The sequence below is a fragment of the Paenibacillus piscarius genome, from assembly GCF_022234545.1.
Taxonomy (GTDB): Bacteria; Bacillota; Bacilli; order Paenibacillales; family Paenibacillaceae; genus Paenibacillus_AQ; species Paenibacillus_AQ piscarius.
The window spans coordinates 1-19680 of sequence record NZ_JAIEUI010000031.1 but is presented as its reverse complement, the minus strand read 5'-3'; the positions used below and the strand labels follow the sequence as shown (position 1 = coordinate 19680).

General features: G+C 51.7%; 19 protein-coding genes. 4 read left to right on the top strand and 15 right to left on the bottom strand.

Annotated elements, in window-relative coordinates:
- Positions 1 to 93: 93 nt before the first annotated feature.
- The 7 genes from K1558_RS30350 to K1558_RS30320 form a co-directional block, all read right to left on the bottom strand.
- Complete coding sequence (locus K1558_RS30350) at positions 94 to 705, bottom strand: GNAT family N-acetyltransferase (RefSeq protein WP_238655700.1); 612 nt, start codon at positions 703 to 705, stop codon at positions 94 to 96.
- A 65-nt stretch (positions 706 to 770) separates the two neighbouring features.
- Entirely contained in the window at positions 771 to 1349 is a 579-nt protein-coding gene (locus tag K1558_RS30345; RefSeq protein ID WP_238655699.1) for a TetR/AcrR family transcriptional regulator, read from the bottom strand.
- Positions 1350 to 1733: 384 nt separating this feature from the next.
- Positions 1734 to 2159 carry a type II toxin-antitoxin system HicB family antitoxin gene (locus K1558_RS30340; protein WP_238655698.1) on the bottom strand — a complete coding sequence of 142 codons (426 nt, stop codon included), beginning with the start codon at positions 2157 to 2159 and terminating at the stop codon, positions 1734 to 1736.
- A gap of 24 nt (positions 2160 to 2183) precedes the next feature.
- Complete coding sequence (locus K1558_RS30335; protein ID WP_238655697.1) at positions 2184 to 2375, bottom strand: type II toxin-antitoxin system HicA family toxin; 192 nt, start codon at positions 2373 to 2375, stop codon at positions 2184 to 2186.
- 68 nt (positions 2376 to 2443) lie between these two features.
- Entirely contained in the window at positions 2444 to 2704 is a 261-nt protein-coding gene (locus K1558_RS30330) for a hypothetical protein (RefSeq protein WP_238655696.1), read from the bottom strand.
- 382 nt (positions 2705 to 3086) lie between these two features.
- On the bottom strand, positions 3087 to 5033 hold the full coding sequence (locus tag K1558_RS30325; protein ID WP_238655695.1) for an alpha-L-arabinofuranosidase C-terminal domain-containing protein: 1947 nt from the start codon (positions 5031 to 5033) through the stop codon (positions 3087 to 3089).
- A gap of 58 nt (positions 5034 to 5091) precedes the next feature.
- Positions 5092 to 6105, bottom strand: a complete 1014-nt coding sequence (locus K1558_RS30320; RefSeq protein WP_238655694.1) for a glycoside hydrolase family 5 protein — start codon at positions 6103 to 6105, stop codon at positions 5092 to 5094.
- A 187-nt stretch (positions 6106 to 6292) separates the two neighbouring features.
- On the opposite strand from K1558_RS30320, the gene K1558_RS30315 reads away from it, so the two are divergent.
- Complete coding sequence (locus K1558_RS30315; protein ID WP_238655693.1) at positions 6293 to 7090, top strand: AraC family transcriptional regulator; 798 nt, start codon at positions 6293 to 6295, stop codon at positions 7088 to 7090.
- Between the two features lie 27 nt (positions 7091 to 7117).
- Here K1558_RS30315 and K1558_RS30310 read toward each other — a convergent pair whose 3' ends face one another.
- The 7 genes from K1558_RS30310 to K1558_RS30280 all read right to left on the bottom strand — a co-directional run bounded on the left by K1558_RS30310 (position 7118) and on the right by K1558_RS30280 (position 16066).
- On the bottom strand, positions 7118 to 7567 hold the full coding sequence (locus K1558_RS30310) for a macro domain-containing protein (RefSeq protein ID WP_238655692.1): 450 nt from the start codon (positions 7565 to 7567) through the stop codon (positions 7118 to 7120).
- A 251-nt stretch (positions 7568 to 7818) separates the two neighbouring features.
- Positions 7819 to 10212, bottom strand: coding sequence for a glycoside hydrolase family 2 TIM barrel-domain containing protein (locus K1558_RS30305; protein ID WP_238655691.1), 2394 nt, complete (start codon positions 10210 to 10212; stop codon positions 7819 to 7821).
- Between the two features lie 42 nt (positions 10213 to 10254).
- On the bottom strand, positions 10255 to 11841 hold the full coding sequence (locus tag K1558_RS30300; RefSeq protein WP_238655690.1) for a DUF3502 domain-containing protein: 1587 nt from the start codon (positions 11839 to 11841) through the stop codon (positions 10255 to 10257).
- A gap of 93 nt (positions 11842 to 11934) precedes the next feature.
- Positions 11935 to 12846 carry a carbohydrate ABC transporter permease gene (locus K1558_RS30295; RefSeq protein ID WP_238655689.1) on the bottom strand — a complete coding sequence of 304 codons (912 nt, stop codon included), beginning with the start codon at positions 12844 to 12846 and terminating at the stop codon, positions 11935 to 11937.
- A 12-nt stretch (positions 12847 to 12858) separates the two neighbouring features.
- Positions 12859 to 13827, bottom strand: coding sequence for an ABC transporter permease (locus K1558_RS30290; RefSeq protein ID WP_420800483.1), 969 nt, complete (start codon positions 13825 to 13827; stop codon positions 12859 to 12861).
- Between the two features lie 268 nt (positions 13828 to 14095).
- Positions 14096 to 15145 (bottom strand): LacI family DNA-binding transcriptional regulator, encoded by a 1050-nt coding sequence (locus K1558_RS30285; protein ID WP_238655688.1) that lies wholly within the window; start codon positions 15143 to 15145, stop codon positions 14096 to 14098.
- Between the two features lie 237 nt (positions 15146 to 15382).
- On the bottom strand, positions 15383 to 16066 hold the full coding sequence (locus K1558_RS30280) for a CPBP family intramembrane glutamic endopeptidase (RefSeq protein WP_238655687.1): 684 nt from the start codon (positions 16064 to 16066) through the stop codon (positions 15383 to 15385).
- 204 nt (positions 16067 to 16270) lie between these two features.
- Here K1558_RS30280 and K1558_RS30275 point away from each other — a divergent pair, with 204 nt between their 5' ends.
- A complete protein-coding gene (locus tag K1558_RS30275) occupies positions 16271 to 17005 on the top strand; it encodes a response regulator transcription factor (RefSeq protein WP_238655686.1) in 735 nt (244 codons plus the stop codon).
- Positions 17002 to 18741, top strand: coding sequence for a HAMP domain-containing sensor histidine kinase (locus K1558_RS30270; RefSeq protein WP_238655685.1), 1740 nt, complete (start codon positions 17002 to 17004; stop codon positions 18739 to 18741). Before K1558_RS30275 ends, K1558_RS30270 begins: the two co-directional genes overlap by 4 nt.
- A gap of 43 nt (positions 18742 to 18784) precedes the next feature.
- Here K1558_RS30270 and K1558_RS30265 read toward each other — a convergent pair whose 3' ends face one another.
- Entirely contained in the window at positions 18785 to 19165 is a 381-nt protein-coding gene (locus K1558_RS30265) for a hypothetical protein (protein WP_238655684.1), read from the bottom strand.
- A gap of 119 nt (positions 19166 to 19284) precedes the next feature.
- Here K1558_RS30265 and K1558_RS30260 point away from each other — a divergent pair, with 119 nt between their 5' ends.
- Positions 19285 to 19569 carry a DUF6809 family protein gene (locus tag K1558_RS30260; protein ID WP_238655683.1) on the top strand — a complete coding sequence of 95 codons (285 nt, stop codon included), beginning with the start codon at positions 19285 to 19287 and terminating at the stop codon, positions 19567 to 19569.
- Positions 19570 to 19680: the final 111 nt, after the last annotated feature.

Genomic DNA, 19680 nt, shown 5'->3' with positions numbered 1-19680 from the left:
TAACTTAATATACCTGCTTCCGGGCGATGTTGTCCAGACTTTTTGCCCAATAAAAATCCCGATCCTTCAGTCGGACCGGGACCGGGCCATGCGCTAATCCAGCAGCTTCTCCATATGCAGCACTTTGTGGAAGCCGGCCTGAGCGGAGAACAGGCGGGTATTCTGCACCTTGAAGGTCCGGAAGCCTACCCGCTCATACAGCTTCTTGGCCAGCGGGTTCGTATCGACGACCTCCAGCATCACCTTGCCGCGGTCCGCCTCCTTGGACCATGCGAAGACAGCCTCCAGCAGCCGGGTCCCGACGCCCAGCCCTCTCGCCTCAGCGGACACGACAAGCGGATCAATATGCACTGTATTTGAAGGGGTATCGCCATTGAGCAGACGGTAGAAGCCATAGGCTGCGTAACGCCAGGCACCGCCGAGCACACCGAAGGTCTGTCTGAGCGAGCGGTAACTCAGCGCCATGAAGAAGCCATCCCCTGTCTCCATACCGGCAAAGCCTACGACCTTTCCCTCATATACGGCATACAGAGCATTGTCATAACGCAAGCAGCGGCTCAGCACCTCCACAATATCCTGCTCTTTACGGGAGAAGATCCATATTCCACTGAATTTCAAGGTAAAAGCCTGATAATACAGCCTGGCGACCTCACGTTTCTGTTCTTCATTCAGGCGGCTCACGATCTCTACTTGCAGTGTTGACATACAGGTTCCTCCTTATTGTTCCACTCTAGATTCTAACCGTCTTGGTGAACGAGCACTCTTCACTTTTACTTGCCGTCCCTTTGTCCTATGCCACCGCCGAAGCCTTGAAGGACTGTATGAACCAGCAGCTTCGGAGCATCATTCTTCGCCAGATTACCCTTCTGGATCTCCTGCCAGGCAACGAACAACAGATTATACATGACCGTTATGATCCAGTGGGCGGGCATTCCGGCATTCAGCAGACCGCGTGCCTGCCAGCCCTCCACCGCTTCCCGCATCGGCTGCTTAATCCGTGCTTCCTCAGCAACAATATGCGGATTCTCGTCCACGGAGGCTGCTGAGCTGAGAAAAAACACCTTGCTGCCCAAAGGAATCAGCACCTCGAACACTTCCGTCAGGAACGGAAGCATATCGTGCTCGTCTGCGGTAACTCCCCCCAGCGCTTCTTCCACCAGCCCGATCGCATTCAGCGCCAGCGCATCCAGCAGCAGCTCCCTGGTAGAGAAATACCGGTGCAGCGTCGCAATGCCGATCCCTGCGTGATCCGCGATCTCCTGCAGCGTAGCCGTCTGCTTGAGTGCCAGCAGCTCCGTAGCTGCATCTAGAATGGCCTTACGCTTGCTGTCCTTAACACTTGTTTTCATGAACCTCTGCCTGCCTCTGCGGTGAATTAGGTGATAGTTTTGTAGTTAAAATGATATATTTATCTATCATATGGTATTATTTTATTCCGCGTGCGGGGTTGTTGTCAAACTGTGGTATCTGTGGCGCAGGGGGATAGCTGTAGTTCATACAACTAAAGTGAACAATACAGGCCCTCTGTGCGACTTAGCTGCATTCGTACATCTATTTCAAGCACATTCTCTAATAGTCTGCCTTCGCTTCATTTTAAATGTACAGAGTGCAGTTATCGCATCTTATCCGGTTTTCAGGCCAATTTTAGCTGTACTGAATACAATTAAACTCACTCCTGCAAAAAGAAGGGAAGACGGCAACCTCCCGTCTTCCCTTATCCTCTTATCTATGGTTTATCTGCGTTCATTTACACCAAGTTGTTCCTTCAATGCATCCTGTAAAATCCGCGAGTAATTCACATTATTTGTCGCAGCGAGGTCATCCAGCCACTTTGGAATAGTTAGTGTTTTTTTCACAGAACGTTCTGATATGGAATTCCGGTAGGGTGGCATAAACACTTCAATAAGAGCAGCCACTTTCCCCGTTCCTGCTGTGAGTTGATTGAGCTTATCTATACCAGAGGGCACAGGGATTAAGTCGCCATCCTCCTCCATTCCAAATAGGTGCAGAGCCAGGCAATCTTTGGCCATCTGGACAGCTTCGTCTATATTCTGACCGCAGGTAATTGCACCAGGAAGATCAGGGAATTCTACAGTAATTCCATCTTCGTCTTGTTCAAAGGTCGCAAAATAACGGTAAAATTTCACTTTATCCTTCATTTGTATGATCTCCTTTCGATGGAGCTATTGAAGTCCTGCCTGCTTGAGGATACTTACGATGGTTTTCTTCGGCAGATCTTTGTTGGGATGAGGAATGGTAACCTTGCCGGGCTTGATTGGATGTTTGTATTGATAGTGATCACCAGTCGCCCGAATATAATACCATCCATCTGCTTCGATCATTTTTATCATTTCTCTTGAAGAATAACCCTTCATATCCTAACCATCCTCCTTCATCAAGGATAATACGTACTTCAGCACGTGTCAATGAATAAATATATGCTTTAACCATATGAACAAAATGCCTGCGGCACCCCCATTGTAGTCGGTTTTTCGACCATATTCCGCCATCGCACCTCCGATGCATCGAATGTGGTCGGTTTTTCGACCACATCCCCCCATCGCACCTCCGCTGCACCAAATGTGGTCGGTTTTTCGACCACATCCCGCCATCGCACCTCCGCTGCATCGAATGTGGTCGGTTTTTCGACCACTTCCCACCATCGCACCTCCGCTGCATCGAATGTGGTCGGTTTTTCGACCATATTCCGCCATCACACCTCCGCTGCACCAAATGTGGTCGGTTTTTCGACCATATCGACCTCAGGCTCAGATGACCATGCGCTGTTCATTGTGATCGGTGAAATCAGCGAAGTCTTTCATATTCCTGATCTAAAATATAGTCATCCTACGGATGCTCCAAGACACTTATCCCCGACTTTTTTACACGACTTATTCACACCGGACGAAAATCATAATTTCCTAATCAACAAGTGGAAACGGCTTTGTCGTCCTTTCAAAGGACGGTACCATTGCAGCGAGAAATAGAAAGATAAGTTATCGTATGCAACATATAAATTCTATTTTAAAAAACCCCTTAAAAAGCTCTAATAAGCTTCTTAAGAGGTTTGATTGTCACCATTCAGATTACTCCGCCCCGCACTCCATCCGCAGCACATGGAACGACTTCGGCTCCAGCTCATATACCATGGTGCTCGCGGTCTCCAGCGGCACACGCTTAGGCGCGATGTTGCGCGGCGCTTCAATCGAGTTCACATCCGTCTCCTGCCCCTGCATCACATAAGCCACCCCGCGTCCGGTCAAGCTCAGCGCAGTCTCCAGCTCCACCTGTACCTTGCGGTCCAGCGTGTTCACCAGCTTCACATAGAGGACCTGCTGCTGCTCATCATAAGAGACGGTGTAAGGAATCTCCTCCTGGTCATGTACCGTCTGCAGCACCTTCGTTCCCATCAGCGTACTGTACATCTGCTGCACATAGTAGCTAGGCGTGCCATAGGTGTTCTCACCATCGAACCAGATCATGTCCGGCGACCACTGGGCGTAACCGAGTCGGGCGAACAACGGCGCATAGGAGGCCAGCACGACGATATCGGCATTGCGCTCAAGGCCCGTGAGGAAGGCGGCTTCAGCAAGTGCAGCCCCCCAGCTGTTGAAGTGCGGCGAATTCATTCCGTTGCCATAATGGCCTGCGTACTCCCCGGCGAACACCTTGATATCCCGTGGGTACTCATCATAGAAATGCACATTCCCGCACAGCCATTCCGGCTTCACATAGTAGTGCTCATCGACCGCGTAGACGAAATTCGGGTTCCCCGCAGCCCGCTTACGGTAATATTCCCACGCCCGGGTGTAGTTGTCCGAGCTGACATCCGGCCCCGCAGAGCCGATTAGCTGCACAGCAGGATACTTGGCATGAATGGCTTCCTCGAACAGGTCATATCTGGTGAAAAAGTCCGCATGCTCCGTCTCCCACTGTTCATTGCCGATCCCGATCATCTCCAGACCGAACGGCTCCGGGTGACCCATCTCACTCCGCAGGCAGCCCCACGGTGAATCCACCGGTCCGTTGGCGAATTCCAGCAAATCGAGCGCATCCTGAATATACTCCTGGAAATCTTCATCATGTACACCTACATGCTCTGTAGACTGGAACTGGCAGGCCAGCCCCACATTCAGCACCGGAATCGGCCGTGCACCCAGATATTCACACAACAGAAAATACTCATAGAACCCGATCCCCAGACTCTGATTATAGTGGCTGTACTCGCTGGTGAATTGATTCTCTTCATTATTCCCGTGCAGCGCCCAGCGGCTGCTGTTATTCTTGCGCTGCTCAGCAGCGCCCACACTCCGCTTCCATTGGTAGCGGTTGTCCAGGTTATAGCCCTCAACAATACATCCACCCGGGAACCGCAGGAAGCCTGGCTTCATCTCCTCCAGCAGTTCGACCAGATCCCGGCGGAACAAGCCCAGCACCGCATTGGAGGGAATCATGGAGACGAAGTCGAAGCAGACCGTGCCCGGAGCATTCAGCCGGATGACGAAATCTCCATAGGACACAGGCTCATCACAGCTAAGCTGTACCGTATAGCGTGTCCACTCTGCCCCTACCGCCGTCGCGATGACAGCCTGCGCCATAACTGCGCTATTTTTCTCAACAGATACTTCAATGCCGCCTGCATAGCCCTCCGCTCTCGCATAGAAGGATACCTCATACGTAAGTCCCGGCTTGAGGGACACCCCATCATAGGCTTTATTGGTAAAAGCGTTCTGCGTCTCCCCGGCGGTAAACGCCAGGTAATGGGGATTAACCTCATTCTGCGGATGCTCCGTCTCAATCTTCAGCGTGGCTCCGCTTGCCTCTGCGGGATACGCCGTCCAGCCATAGAGGCCGTCATAGCTCTCGCTGTAGCTCCCCCGGTCACCCTGCGCCTTCATGAACTCGAAGGACCGGTTCTCAATCATCTCGGCATGCAGTCCGCCGTCCAGACCATAATTGATATCCTCGAAGAACAGTCCGATCATCCCCTTGGAGATCGAGACTCCGGGCTTATCTGTGATTTGTAGTTTCATTTATTTCCCTCCACTACTTTCCCTTATGTGTATATTTCCCAGCTCTCTATGCTACCGACTACAAATAAGAAATAATCTCAGCCGTAATGCTGCTGTCGTAACGGTCGGAGATGCCGAAGTCCATCTTTTTATACGTCCACGCAGCCCGCCCGATCCTGTATTGCTCGAACACCCCATGCACGTCCTTGTACCAGTTCACCACGCTCTGCGAAGGAGCCTGTTCAATGACGCCATATTCCCCGCAGTACAAATACACGTTCCGCTCGGCAGCGACATCAATCGCGTTCTGAATCAGGCTGGTCATATATTCCGGACCCATCTCGCTAATACCTTCTGCATGCAGCCCGGAGCCAAAAGCGCCAATAGCCGCCGAAGTGCTGCGGTAGTTCTCCAGGTCACCCGGATACTCCATGCTGCTCTTAGGCATCTGCTCCACCCAAGCCGCACGCTGGTGCGTGAACAGGAACGGTTCATAGAAATGGAAGGTGTATACGATATTCTCGTCATACGGCTGGTCCAGCAGAGCGAGGGTATGCACGCTGTTCCATTGGATGCCGCCGATGACGATTTTGGTCTCCGGGGCGTGCTTACGGATCTCGGCAATCGTCCGGTGGGCCAGCGCATTCCAGCGGCTGCTGTCCTTCTCCACAATCTCATTCAATAATTCAAAAGCCACAGTATCCTTATAGCCGGCATACCGGCTGGCAATCGCCTTCCACAGATTCAGGAACCGGTTCTGGAGCGCCGGGTCATCGAACAGGGAATTCTCGGCCACGCTGTTGAAGGAGAAGCCCGGTGTCTTATGCAGATCAATAATGAGATTCAGCCCGTTAGCAGCACACCAGCGGATACAGTTGTCGATATGCTTGAACCCGGCGTAGGTCTCTGCATTCCCCGTATCCTCTATCACTTCATAATCCACCGGCAGCCGGACATGGTCCAGCCCCCAGGAGGCAATCGCCTCGATATCCTTCTCCGTAATGAAGCTCTCATAATGGGCATGCTGATACGGACACTGGGACAGCCAGCCTCCTAGATTCACACCTCTGGTATAACCCGTCCATTCTTTCATCTCGATCATCCTCTCCGGCCTCAGCCTTCATTGTAAGCTCTTACTGCTACCTGTCTTAAGCATAGATAAACCCCGGCCGCAGAACAATTACACATCGTGCGTAAGTACTAACCTATTGTGCAATCGTTGTTTGCAAGGCTACGTGTTTGCTTTTACAATAGATCTATCTGCTATGCGGGAGGCTCCTATGAACATACACAACATCGGCTACAATCACAGCCATGACGCGGACTTCATCATTAACCGTCCCCAGGGCTCGGGCGATAATATGCTATTGCTGCTGAAGACCCCGGCTATCTTCACTTTGGAGGGAGAGAGCCGGGTAACGGGGGCGGATTCCTTCATTCTATACAGCGAGCATACCCCACAGAACTACCAAGCGTACGGACCGCAGTTCACCAATGACTGGTTCCATTTCCGGCTGGACCACCCGGGCGATGAAGCACTGCTGGAGCGGCTGGCGATCCCCAGGAACGAAGTGGTCCCGATTGGCGACCTGAACGAATTGTCGATCATCATTAACCATTTGTGCTATGAGGTGTATTCCGGGAACCCGCATAAGGACGAGACGATCGAATTATATCTGCGCTTATTCTTCATTAAGCTGAGCAACCGGATTCACTCCGCCCAGAAGGAAGTCGGCAACACCCACTACAACAAGATGTCCGTCATCCGCACCAAAATCTACAACCAGCCCTTCCTGAACTGGACGATCGATGGCCTCTCCCACGAGCTGACCATGAGCCGGTCCTGCTTCCAGCACCTGTATAAGGACTTCTTCGGTGTAAGCCCGATGGCCGATGTCATTGCCAGCCGGATCGAACATGCCAAATACCTGCTAACCACCACGGACACCTCCGTCAAAAAAATCGCCGAAATGAGCGGCTACGCCAGCGAGATTCATTTCATGCGCCAGTTCAAGCAGCAGACAGGGCAGACGCCCACCCAGTATAGGGAGCACAAAATAAAGCCAGACCGCCTGTAAGCAGTCTGGCTTTATTTTTAGTGATATTTAAATCTTATACAAAGTAACTTCATAGTCTGCAAAAACCTTCCCGAGCATCTCCTCCACCACACTCCACTCCCCGTTCGCCAGCCCGCAGCCAATGTTGTAAGGGAGAGCGACTGACAGCCCCTTGGCCTGCGCTTCGGTCTTCAGTGTAGTTAATGCTTGCTCCAGCGCAGCATAATCGGTATACCGGGTTTTGCTCCTTCCGAATTTAAGCTGGCCGAACAGGTTCGCCGTGTACTTCTCGTCCGTCTGCACCAGCTGGCAGTGCCCAAGCAACCCGTCAGGCGTGTGCTGGTCACAGTATTTTTTATACTCCGGATACAAATTCGGATAACGGTCCCGCAGGATCTTCGCAATCCCCGACCCCATCACCCCCTGACAATTCACCTGGTGTCCCAGAATATCTTCTTTAGCTTCTAATAGATCGCCGTTAACGAGTTGGATGGTCATGGTTCTCTCCTTGTTGTTGTGACTTAAGCTTCCGCTATTCTAAAATGTGTAACCCACGTGGCCATATAGCATTCCTCCTGAGACTAACTATACTCCGATAGTATGCACTTTCAAGTTTGGTATCTTATGAACCTGCACATTGTATGTTGTTTTCGGCATACATTTGGTTTTATCCCGGCACAAAGCGGTGAAACCGCAAATAAAAATGACTGTGCCGGAATTGGCAGCAGTCATTTTATTAGAACCAAGCTCTAAGACTGAATATAGGTGCTTATTTCAAGCTCGGCCGGCGGTAGTCCTGGAGTGACCGCAGTGACCTTAATTGTTCCGGAGACGGCTCCGGCCCGGATATAGGCCAGCAGCTTGCCGTTATGGGTATTGCGGGTATGGGAACGGTAAGGCTCCAGATCCTGCACATTTCCATTCTCTAGTCCCAGCAATTCACCCGCTCCCTCTACAGTCACCGTGACAGGAACCTCCGCGCCGTATACCACAATGCCCGCAGCATCCACAATTTCCAGCTCCACATGAGCGATATCGCACAGGTTGGCCCGCAGCTGCAGGGTATCGGCTGTCAGCCTTAGCTGCTCCGGCGCTGCCGCCGTGTACAGCTCCCGCTTGACCGTTCGGCCCTGTTCGTCTGTCCCCGTCAAAAGCAGCGCTCCCGGTTCAAAGTTCACCTCCCAGCTCAGCAGCAGCTCTCCGCTCTCACCAGGACGCCCTCCTCCCAGAAGCTTGCCGTTAAGGTACAGTTCCGCAGCCGCCAGATTGGTATATCCGTCTACGATCAACCGCTCGCCCGGCTCCCAGTTCCAGCTTGGCTCACCGCCCGACCGTCCACCGGTGTCTGATATTCCCGGTTCATCTGCCCTGCGGACGGCGAGATAAGCCATCGGCGTAGCGCTCCACAAGCTCTGCCGGTAATAATAGCTTGGCTTCGGGAAGCCGGCAAGATCCATGAACCCTGCCTGCGAGGCCCGTATTGGCCAGCCATGCGCTTCTCCCAGATAGTCGATTCCAGTCCATATAAACTGTGCGCAGATATCGGGGTTATCGCGGACCGCCAGCCACTCCTGCAGTCCCGGACCATTCTCACTGCCGTAGAGCACACGGTCCGGGTAAGAGCTCCGGTCCTTGACATATAAAGACTCCCTGTAATTATAGCCAACCACATCGAGCGTATCAGAATAACCGATAAGATTAGCTAGTTCCGGATAAGCAAGCGCCGCCGTTACTGGCCGTGTCTGGTCACATGCCTTCACAGCCTCGACCAGCTTTCCGGCTATGAAAGTAAGACGTTCAGCATTCGGCTTGTTCGGATCATAGACACGTTCTTCAGCAGGCTTGTTGGCATCATTGTTGCCGGTCATCGTCTGGAAGGAGGGGTGACAGTAAGGATCATTAGGATAGTCTACCTCATTGCCAATACTCCACATAATAATAGAAGGATGATTCCGGTCGCGCTGCACCATCTCCTGAATATCCGTAATCCCCCAGTCCGGGAAATCCTCATAATAGCCGAAGTGCTTTGGAGGATAGACATTATGTCCCGTAGACCACTTGTTCTTGACACCCTCCCATTCATCAAAAGCTTCGTCCATCACCATAAATCCCATTTGATCGCACAAGTCCAGGAGAACCGGAGCCGGCGGGTTATGGCTCATGCGGATTGCATTGCAGCCCATTTCTTTAAGGTAGCGCAGCCGCCGGACCCAGACATCGCCGGGAACGGCAGCGCCGAGGCAACCGGCATCATGATGCACACAGACTCCCTTAATTTTAAGAGCCTCTCCATTCAGTTTGAACCCTTCTGCCGGATCGAAGTTAATGCTCCGGAGACCAACGGGAGTGCGGACCTCATCAACCGTTGCACCCTCCCAGATTATTTCTGTAAGAAGTGTATACATGTTGGGGGCTTCCGGCGACCAGAGCTTCGGCTCCTTGACTTGAATGACCTGTTGACTGAGTTCCTTACCGCCCGCCGCCGGCAGCAGCTCGAATGAGGTTCCCGAATCCATGCCTTCCTCATCCAAAAGAGTATGACGCACACTGATCTCTGCCGCTTCCCCTGTTTCGTTCATAATCCGGGTCTCTACCTGCAGTTCTGCCCAATCCCGGCCAATTTCAGCTGTCGAGGCAAAAACACCGTACTCTGCAACATGAATGTCATGCGTAAAGGTCAGATAGACATCACGGTAGATCCCGGAACCGGTATACCAGCGGGAGTCTGCTGTCTCGGCATGGTTCACTTTTACTGCAATGATATTCTCGGCTCCGCCATACGCCAGCAGGTCCGTGATTTCATAAGTGAACGTGCTATAACCATAAGGCCGTTTGCCCAAATAATAGCTGTTCACCCAGACCTGCGAATGGTTGTAGACGCCCTCAAAGGTAAGGTACGCACGCTTCCCCTCCAGCCGGTCCGGCAACACAATATGCTTGCGGTACCAGCCGACTCCGCCGGGCAGATATCCGCTGCCGCTGGAATAATCTCTGGAAAAATCCGCCTCGATGGCCCAGTCATGGGGAACAGTGACTTTACTCCAAGCTTTGTCGTCATATCCCTTATACCATGCCTGGGGTACATCCCCGCGATTGAAGCACCACTCCGCATTAAACCATATCTTACTTCTGGACTCGTTCATGCGCTTCTCCTTTATCCGGAATAAGAATTAGTTATTAGCCGTTTATTTCGCAGATTCCATTTTTTGCTTAAAAGCATCCAGCTGCTTCTGCAACTCAGCCTTGACCTTATCATATCCGGCTGTCTTGATTTTGGCTCTGAACTCCTCCACTGCTTTGGCCGGATCACTTACCTTCCCGAAGTTGATAGCCGGTCCAAGCTCCCCGGCCACCTGCGAGACCGCGGTCAGTTCACTCTCTACAGGCGTTTTGTCGAAGACAAATTGGCCGTAAGGATATGGAATTTTGATTTTGTCGTATTCATCATAGAGGGTGCCGATTTCACTCCACACCGTTTCGCTCGGGATTTCGAACTTATCCACCCGGCCGCCCCAGAAATCTGCATAGAAGCTGTCAGAAGCTTCGTTGTAGTTGGCCGGCAGTGTTCTTTTTCCATCCTTAATCTCATATTGCACGCCTTCGATACCATAGTTGATCAGGTGATAGATTTCCTCGTTGTTGCGGATCAAATCATACGCCATCAGCGCCCGCTCCGGATTCTTGCTGTGGGCACCCAGGGAGGTACCGCCGTGTGTAATCGACAGCTCCATCAGGTTCTTCCCGCCGGTCCGGTTGAACGGGAACATCTGCAGCTCAGATCCAGGTTGGGCTTTGTCCATCTCTACACGCAGCGTGGAGAAGGTTTGGGTGTGATGCTGATCCAGACCGGATAACCCGGCTTTGAGGGCTATACGGTTGTCATTTTTGTTATTGAGCGCGTCCTCGCGCCAGAATCCTTTATCGGCCCATTCTTTCATCAGCTTGGCATAATCCAGGAAAAGATCGCTGAAGATGGGCTCAGCTACAGTATATTTCTCATCGTTCGATACCGCTGTAAATACTGGCATGTAGCCTGTAGAGATCGGGAGGTCCAGGTTATCCGTATAGGACTGAATATAGCCGCCCCAGGTCACCGCACCGGAAGCCATATCCCATGGAACGACATCCGGCTTGTTGTCTTTGATATATTGCAGATACTGGCCGATTTCCTCCCAATTCTTGATCGGTTCGCTCAGCCCGGCTTCCTTTGCCCAGTCGCCCCGGTAGAAGAATCCATGATTGACCCATTGCGTGTAATCGTTCTCAGGAATCAGCACAATTTTGCCGTTGTAACGGCTCTCGTTCCAATCCTCCTCCGGGATGGATTTCCAGGTTTCCGGTGCATACTTGGGCAGCAGCTCATCCAGATTCATGAAGGCCCCGCGCTGCGCATTGGCCCAGGTATCGAGCCAATCCGTTCCGATGGTGATCAGATCAACCGCCTCCCCGGAGGCCAGCAGCAGGTTGTATTTGGTCTGCCAATCGGCCCATTCGACCCATTTCCATTCCAGCTCGGCATTGATTTTTTCCTTCATAATTTCATTGACCTTGGCCAGCACCTTCTCGAATTGTCCATTCTTCGGCTTATCACCCAGCACCACATAACTGATCTTTACGAACTTGGAGGTGTCCGGCGCCGAGCTGTCTTTGTTTCCATTGTCATTAGTCGTCTTAGCCCCATTGTTAGCCGCATTATTTCCGCCACCGCAGGCGGCCAGTGTAAACAGTAAGAGGAACGTCAACAACATGCTTGATGCTTTTTTGATCCCCATTCTTGTACAACCTCCCTGTATTTAATGTACTCTATGTGAGAAGGCTTGATGGCCTTGGCACATCGTTGCAGCAGAATTGAATGGTCCGGAAGATCAGCCCTTTACGGCCCCTACGGTGATCCCCTTAATGAAGTAGCGCTGTACGAAAGGATAGAACAAAATGACTGGACCCGTGGCAACTACTGCTGTCGCCATCTTCATGGACTCGAGTGGCACATCGCGCAGCTGCACATTCGAGGCAGCTGCGGAGTTACGGACATAATCCGCGCTGGTGATCACGTTATACAGAAACAGCTGCAAGGTGCGATATTTCATATCCGGCGACAGAAACAGCATGGAATTATACCATTCGTTCCAGTACCCCAAGGCGATGAACAGCCCGATTGTGGCCAGGGCGGGCGTGGTCATCGGCAGAATCAGCCGCAGGAAAATCGTAAAATCGCCTGCCCCGTCAATCTTCGCCGATTCCGTAATCGCATGAGGAATAGAGCGGACAAAGCTTTTCATCATAATGATCAGGAACGGACTTAGCAGACCAGGGAGCAGAACCGCCAGATAGTTATCTTTTAAATGGAGATACTGGGTGATCAGCAGGTAGAACGGCACCAAACCTCCAGAGAACAGCGTAGTGAAGTAGATGAAGAAAGAGATTTTATTGCGGTACATGAAGTCCGGCCGCTGCAGCGCGTATCCCGTCATAGCCACCAGCAGCAGGCCAACCGCCGTACCCACAATCGTCATAACTATGGTTACGATATACGACCCGATGATCAGATCGGGATTCTCAAATACGATTTGATAAGCGAACAGACTGAATTCTTTGGGCCAGAAGTTGAAGCCGGACAGCTTGATGGCCGACTCGGAGGTGAAGGAGGTGCCTAGCACCAGCAGGAACGGCAACAGGCAGCAGAGGGCGAACAAGCCGATAAACAGATATCCGATCCACTGAACGACAAGTCCGCTGGCATCCGTTTTTTTGCGTGCGCTTACCAAAGTCTCATCCATGGGCAAGTCCTCCTAAAAAAGTGAATTGTCAGGCGATACCTTTTTGACCAGCCAGTTAGCAGATAGCACAACGACGAAGCCGAACAAGGATTGATACAGGCTGACCGCACTGCCCATCGAGAAGTTGAAGTTGGTCATCAGCGAGCGGAACACATAGGTCTCGATAATATCCGTAGAGGCGTATAACGCTGTGTTGTTAGCACCCACCAGATTGAAGAATAATCCGAAGTTCCCCTTAAGGATTCCGCCAAGCGAGAACAGCAGCAGAATGATGAAGGTCGGTTTGAGCCAAGGCAGGACGATATACCGGATACGCTGAAAAGCATTGGCCCCATCGATCTCCGCAGCCTCCACAATTTCACTGTCCAGCCCCATAATCGCCGCAAAATAAACAATGGAGCCGTAACCGGTGCTTTGCCATAAATACGTGATGACTATGATAAAAGGCCACGCCTCCGGGCTAGAGTAAGCCTTCACCGGATCAAGTCCCAAGGAGTGCAGTACCGAATTCAAAATGCCATAATCATAACTCAGAATGTTGTAAGCGATGAGGCCGATCAGAACGGCGGATACGAAGTACGGCAGGAACATCATGGTTTGGGATACTTTTTTGAACCATTTGGACCGCATCTCGTTCAGCAGTACAGCGACCGTAATCTGAAGCATGTTCCCAAGGAGGATAAACGCGATGTTATAAGCGATGGTATTGAACGTCAGACGCCACAGGTCACCTGTCATGACCAGGAAGCGGAAATTCTCCAGCCCGGCAAAGGCGCTGCCGAAGATGCCGTCAGAATAGTTGTACTTGATAAACGCCAAATACAGCCCGGGCATCGGCAAATAGGAAAAGATAAGAAAAAACGCTATCGCCGGAAAGCACATCAGCAGCAATGTCTTGTTGTTCTTGAAACGTTTCCAGCGGCCGCGCTTGGGTGTGGTATACCTCTTCTCTGTCACTTGGGCAGGTGAAGCAGTGGACATAAGACCCCTCCTAAATTGATTAGATGGCAGCTAGTCAACTGTTAATTTAATGAAACCCATTTCACAAGAAAACAAAAAAATGAAACCTGTTATTCATCCTGTCTCTCTTCCTCTCGCAAATTTCCCAGGGAGTTTCCTTGTTCATTGAGCAAGTAATCGGACTATAGATGAAATGGGTTTCATTAAAAAATAAAATGTAAGGGCTTTCTTCATCAGAATAAGCCCTCGTTATTTCAAAGTCAACTATTAATTTATGTTCACGGAGCAATTATTTCCGGGGAGGCGCCGTCGTCTGGCGTACCCTTAGCTCGGGAATAACCGAATGCAAACGGGGCACCTGTTTGCCGGCGATCAGCTTATGCAGCATGTCTGCCGCCAGACCGCCGATCTCGCTGGCCATCAGCGAAACCGTAGTCAGCTCAGGAATGCTGAAGGACGCAAATGGAATATCATCGTAACCGACGATGGACAATTCAGCCGGCACGCTGAGGCCCGCGCGGTCAGCCGCTTTCAGTGCGCCGATGGCCACCAGGTCGTTCATACACATGATCGCTGTCGGCCGGTCCGGCAACTTCAGCACCTGCTCGGCAAACCTGAAGCCCATATTGACAGAGAATCCCCCATGGACCATCCATTCCTTTCGGACCTCCAGACCGTTGTTTCGCATGGCCGTCCGGAAGCCTTGAAGCCGCTGCTGAGTGTTGGACATATGCAGAAAACCGCCAATGACAGCGATATCCCGGTGTCCAAGATCTATTAAATGCTGTGCGGCCAGTTCCGCCCCCAGCCTCTGGTCGACCGCCACCCGGTGAATCTTCGTATTGGGCAGATTCCCGTTAATCATCAGCACTGGGACACGTTTGGCCGCTTCCTCTACCTCCCGCACCAGCGCCGCATCCGGCTTGGACAAATCCAGCCTGCCGCCAATCATCACAATGCCATCGACCTGCTTCTCCATCAATATCCCCAGATATTGTGATTCGCGCGCATACTGGAGGTCTGTCTCCTCGTCCGAAGAGACGGTATCGCACAGAAAACAGGTGTAGCCCAGTTTTCTCGTCTCCCGGTCAAAGCTGGCCAGAACCTCCGGAAAAAACGGGTTGGTGATATCTGGCAGGATGAACCCGATCATCCCGGTTTCTTTGCGGATCAGGCTGCGCGCAAGCGCGTTGGGCTGAAACTGGTGCTTGTCGATCAGCGCAGTAATCCGCTCCCTCGTTTCTTTTTTGACGGGGGCGGTGTTATTCAGCACTCTGGACACGGTGGCAACCGAGACGTTGGCTTCCCTGGCGATATCATATACGGTAACGGGTTTCATTGCTGCTTCCTCTCTTTGCCCATAGGCAATAACTGGTTTTGGCTTCATCTTATCGTTAAGCTCTGTATTAGTAAACCATTTATTGCTACTTGCGCTGCGGCTGGGAAAAGTGGATGCTTGCAGTGTAATGGGTTTCATTGAAAAAGAGCTACCGGGAGTCTCCCGACGGCTTAGTACTCTTATATTCACTCGTTTATTCAGTCGCCTATTCACTCGTTCAGTCACTCCCTCCCCCATCTACAGCGTAGAATAATAGAGAAGATTTAGACCATTATACACGATATGCACTACGACTCCCGGCCAGATGGAGCCTGTCTTGCGGAACAGGTACGCCACCAGAATGCCGACCATGAATGCATCTAACAGGATAACGGTGAATCCATGAACCATGCCGAAGATTGCAGCGCTGCCTACGATTCCGGCCCAGGGGCCATAACGGTTCAGGGCATTGGCAATGACGCCGCGGAAGACAAATTCCTCGCTGAGCGGCGTGAGGATGGCCCCGGTGATCAGCAGAATGAACATGGAGAGCGGACCGCCTTGCGCTGCCGTCTGGAAGTCCGCCTGGGTGTTGATCTCGGTAATAAAGTGATAATAGATCCCTTCGATCACAAAACATCCCCCGAACGCGGCAATCCCGATGACAACCGCCACCAGCAGCCATTTCCGCTCCGTCCTCCGAAACCCGAAGGCTCGTAAATTGCGAATCCGCAGGGCATAGGCTGCGAACAAAGCCAGGAAGCCAATCAGACCATTGCCCGCACCTCCGACATTAATCCGGAAGATGGCCTGGTCATCAGGGATTTGAAGCATCCAGACTCCAAGGATAACAACGCCGATCATATAGAGGGACAGTGCAGTTAGGATCTCCGGCCAGCCGGGCCGTGTGAGAGTTTTTTCAGACAGAGATGGGCTGCTCATTGCTCTCCCCCCGATTTTGACCGTTTTTTACTCATGCTATTTCCTCCTTCTCTTCTCATCGAAGCTTGAATGTGTGGCTTAGACCTATCCTACCAACCCCGCCGGAACGGAACTTAAACGAACCGCTGAATTTTGGTTAAATTTTCGTCCCTGCTGTTTAGGTTCTGTTAAGATAAATATGCTATTTTGAACTAGGGTGAAAAAATGCCAAATCTATCCGCGATTAAAATCGCTATCATTGACGACGAACCTTCGATCATCACCATGCTGCAAATGGTGCTTCGCCGCGAAGGCTTTCAACAACTATACGGGGCTTCCACTTGTGCTGAAGCTATCAGCCTGGTACAACGTGTGGTCCCCGATATCGTTCTGCTCGACATTATGCTTCCCGACGGCAGCGGGCTGGAGCTCTGCTCCAAGATCCGCGAATATGGGAATCCTTATATCCTGTTCCTCACTGCCAAGGCATCCGATCTCGATATTCTGCGAGGCTTCGCCATGGGCGGAGATGATTATATCACCAAGCCCTTCAACCCCTTGGAGGTAGCCGCAAGAATTCAGGCGCGCATACGCCGGTTAGAGCCGGAGGCTCTGGCATCCGCTGCTGCGAAGGTTCCCGATGCGGGAATTTACCGGTTCGGCCGCTTTACCGTTAACGAGGCAGAAGGCGAGCTGACCGTAGAGGGACAGCCTATTCCTTGCCCTGCCCAGGTCTTTCAGCTATTACTGCACTTCTGCCGGCATCCCGGAATCGTCTTCTCCAAAACCCAGCTCTACGACAAGGTCTGGGGCATCAACGGACAGGGCGATGATTCAACCGTGATGGTGCATATCCGCCGCATCCGGGAACGGATCGAACTCGATCCCGGCGACCCGAAGCTGCTGCTTACGGTACGCGGACTCGGCTACAAGCTGGTGAAGGAGCCCGAGGAACGATGAAGATCCAGCAGCGCATGGCCTTCCATTTCACGTATCAGCTGATTTTCTATGCTCTGGCGATTGTGACCCTTGCCTTGGCTGCCTGCATTATGTTGTTTCAGAACATGACCAGCAATGAGATCCGCCGGAACTTTCCGGTTGGTGTCCTGGAGCAGATTGCCCAAGAAGCCCAGTACCAAGACGGGAAGCTTCACATCTTCTCTCAATGGAGCAAGCTTATCCAGGAGAAAGAGATGTGGCTGCAGGTGGTTAATGCAGAAGGAGAGGTCGTCTACAGCATTAACACAACGCCCTACCCTGCACTGCCTGCCTCCTACTCCACCGCTCAATTGCTCGATATTCAAGAGACACGGAGACTGGACGCATATGCTGTACAGACCCAACTGAACTTCTCATTCCAGGACCCGCTACTATATGTACTCGGCTATCCAACTCCTGACCTTGACCAGCTCACGGCGTGGTTCAACTCATACGAACAGCAGGGTGTGGTAAGAAAAGAAGCCGTTCCCCTCTTGGAGCAGCAGCTTCGGGAGACTGGGAGTTATCTGCAAGTGATCGATTCTGAGAGTAACACCGTACAAGGCATTGGCGATCAGGCGTATGCACCAAAGGCCTATCGGCCCCTGGACATTCTGGCCATCCAGCAGTCTCCGGACAACTATGACGCGGGGATTGTAGCCCACCGGGACGAGCCGAGCGGAATGACCTGGATCGTCTACACGCCCCATGCAGCGGGACTCCCCCTGAAGCATCCTGTATTGGAAAATGTAACGCCAAGGCTAATCTGGATTGCAGTGCTGATCCTAATCCTTGCGCTGTCGGTCTCCATCTGGCATGGCTACCGCTTCGGGCGGCCCCTGATTCTGTTCGCAGGCTGGTTCGAACGGATGGGCCAGGGCCAGTACGATGAGGTGCTGACCGCCAAGGACAAACGCAAGGTCTTCCGCCGCAACGGCACTATGCGAACCCGCAACAGGCTCTATCAGGAAGTGATTCAAGCCTTTTATCAGATGACTCATCAATTGGCTCAGATCGAGCGGGACCGCAAGAGGCTGGAGAAGGAGCAGGCGGAGTGGATGTCAGGGATCTCCCATGATCTGCGCACACCGCTGGCCACGATTCAAGGCTACGGGTATATGCTGGAGAAGCTGCCTGAGCAATGGAGCCAAGAGGAAATGCGAATCATGGGCGCAACCATCCGGGAAAAAGGGGATTACATGCTGGAGCTGATCTCCGACTTCTCGCTGATCCATCAGCTCAAGCAGAGCGATTCCATCATGGTCCGCCGGGAGATCGATCTGGCTGAGTTGGTACGCTGCTCCGTATTGAAGTACGTCAACGATGCCACGATGTCTGAATATCATTTCCACTACACCGGGGAAGAAGATTGCCTGCTCATACAGGCAGATGTAACCTGGTTACAGCGGCTGATGGACAATTTACTGTCCAATGCCGTCAAGCATAATCCGCCCGGCACAACCATTACTGTCACTCTTGCCCGAGTCAACGGCCAGGCTTGCATACGGGTACTCGATAATGGTAAAGGGATGGACGAGGAAACACTGCATCATCTGTTCAACCGCTACTACCGCGGAACCAATACCGAGGAATCCACCGACGGCTCCGGCCTCGGCATGAGCATCTCCAAGACCATCGTGGAAGCACATGGCGGGGAAATCAAGGTTCAATCGACAATTGGGCAGGGCACGGAGTTTGAGATTGTTTTGCCGTGCTGAGCAAACAAGGGCACCAGCTCATGAGCTGGTGCCCTTGTTCCCGTTAAGGCTGAATACTAACCTTGGTCGCATACCACTTCCCGGATTTCAATTTTAGCGTTAACTGGACTGGCTCTCTAAATCCAAAATCATCGTCATCATATTTCTGAGTTACATATACTTTTGCACCTGCGAAGTAGTGCAGCGGCAAACCAAAACCGATATGATGAGAGCTTGAATGATACTCAAAAGCATCAGATGTCATCCCGCGTTCAACAGGATTTATTTTGCCGAACACAGAAGGACTCATGTAATTCATATCAGCGTCCTTCTTCATCGCTTCTTCTAATATGATCTTGGTATCATGCGATATCCATGCCCCAAACGCGATGTAGGCAATAAGAAGTAGAAGAAGGAATGAAAGCAGCAAGCTTCTCTTTTTCATGGATACCTCCGTTTTAAAACCATATTTCCATCGTTCTGTAGAGTATACTACGTGGATTTACCAGTTTATATCTTTTATTGTTGAACACAAAGTTCTCTATCGATGAAGGAGATGAGCAAGTGGACAGTATCCTAGAAAGCCTGTATCACGGCAATCTGCATCCCGATGAAAACATTATACCCGATGACCCGCAGTACTCTATTTTAAGAAAAAGAACATCTGACATCATAGAGATTTGGAAGGAGCGGCTTTCAGCGGAGGAATTTGATGAACTAGACCCGCTGTTAGACTTGTACGGTCAGACTCATGGCATGGAGTTAGCAGCAAGTTTCAAGTATGGATTTCGCTTGGGAGCGGGGATTATGGTGGAGGTTTTAACGGGGGAGGAGAGCAAAAACTACTAGACTTATTAGTGTTGCTGAGAAGATTCGCATATGCCAAATATCTACTAGAGTAAAGGGCTGGCTTCAAACCAGCCCCTCCTCATCAAACCGTACGTGAGGTTTTCCCTCATA

What these genes read in the sequence shown, in the direction of transcription:
- K1558_RS30325 (WP_238655695.1), bottom strand. Translation starts at nt 5,033, where the DNA reads ATGAAACTACAAATCACAGATAAGCCCGGAGTCTCGATCTCCAAGGGG.
- K1558_RS30290 (WP_420800483.1), bottom strand. Translation starts at nt 13,827, where the DNA reads ATGTCCACTGCTTCACCTGCCCAAGTGACAGAGAAGAGGTATACCACA.
- K1558_RS30295 (WP_238655689.1), bottom strand. Translation starts at nt 12,846, where the DNA reads ATGGATGAGACTTTGGTAAGCGCACGCAAAAAAACGGATGCCAGCGGA.
- K1558_RS30310 (WP_238655692.1), bottom strand. Translation starts at nt 7,567, where the DNA reads ATGACCATCCAACTCGTTAACGGCGATCTATTAGAAGCTAAAGAAGAT.
- K1558_RS30270 (WP_238655685.1), top strand. Translation starts at nt 17,002, where the DNA reads ATGAAGATCCAGCAGCGCATGGCCTTCCATTTCACGTATCAGCTGATT.
- K1558_RS30320 (WP_238655694.1), bottom strand. Translation starts at nt 6,105, where the DNA reads ATGAAAGAATGGACGGGTTATACCAGAGGTGTGAATCTAGGAGGCTGG.
- K1558_RS30305 (WP_238655691.1), bottom strand. Translation starts at nt 10,212, where the DNA reads ATGAACGAGTCCAGAAGTAAGATATGGTTTAATGCGGAGTGGTGCTTC.
- K1558_RS30285 (WP_238655688.1), bottom strand. Translation starts at nt 15,145, where the DNA reads ATGAAACCCGTTACCGTATATGATATCGCCAGGGAAGCCAACGTCTCG.
- K1558_RS30340 (WP_238655698.1), bottom strand. Translation starts at nt 2,159, where the DNA reads ATGAAGGATAAAGTGAAATTTTACCGTTATTTTGCGACCTTTGAACAA.
- K1558_RS30315 (WP_238655693.1), top strand. Translation starts at nt 6,293, where the DNA reads ATGAACATACACAACATCGGCTACAATCACAGCCATGACGCGGACTTC.
- K1558_RS30300 (WP_238655690.1), bottom strand. Translation starts at nt 11,841, where the DNA reads ATGGGGATCAAAAAAGCATCAAGCATGTTGTTGACGTTCCTCTTACTG.
- K1558_RS30345 (WP_238655699.1), bottom strand. Translation starts at nt 1,349, where the DNA reads ATGAAAACAAGTGTTAAGGACAGCAAGCGTAAGGCCATTCTAGATGCA.
- K1558_RS30350 (WP_238655700.1), bottom strand. Translation starts at nt 705, where the DNA reads ATGTCAACACTGCAAGTAGAGATCGTGAGCCGCCTGAATGAAGAACAG.
- K1558_RS30335 (WP_238655697.1), bottom strand. Translation starts at nt 2,375, where the DNA reads ATGAAGGGTTATTCTTCAAGAGAAATGATAAAAATGATCGAAGCAGAT.
- K1558_RS30330 (WP_238655696.1), bottom strand. Translation starts at nt 2,704, where the DNA reads ATGGTCGAAAAACCGACCACATTCGATGCAGCGGAGGTGCGATGGTGG.
- K1558_RS30265 (WP_238655684.1), bottom strand. Translation starts at nt 19,165, where the DNA reads ATGAAAAAGAGAAGCTTGCTGCTTTCATTCCTTCTTCTACTTCTTATT.
- K1558_RS30275 (WP_238655686.1), top strand. Translation starts at nt 16,271, where the DNA reads ATGCCAAATCTATCCGCGATTAAAATCGCTATCATTGACGACGAACCT.
- K1558_RS30280 (WP_238655687.1), bottom strand. Translation starts at nt 16,066, where the DNA reads ATGAGCAGCCCATCTCTGTCTGAAAAAACTCTCACACGGCCCGGCTGG.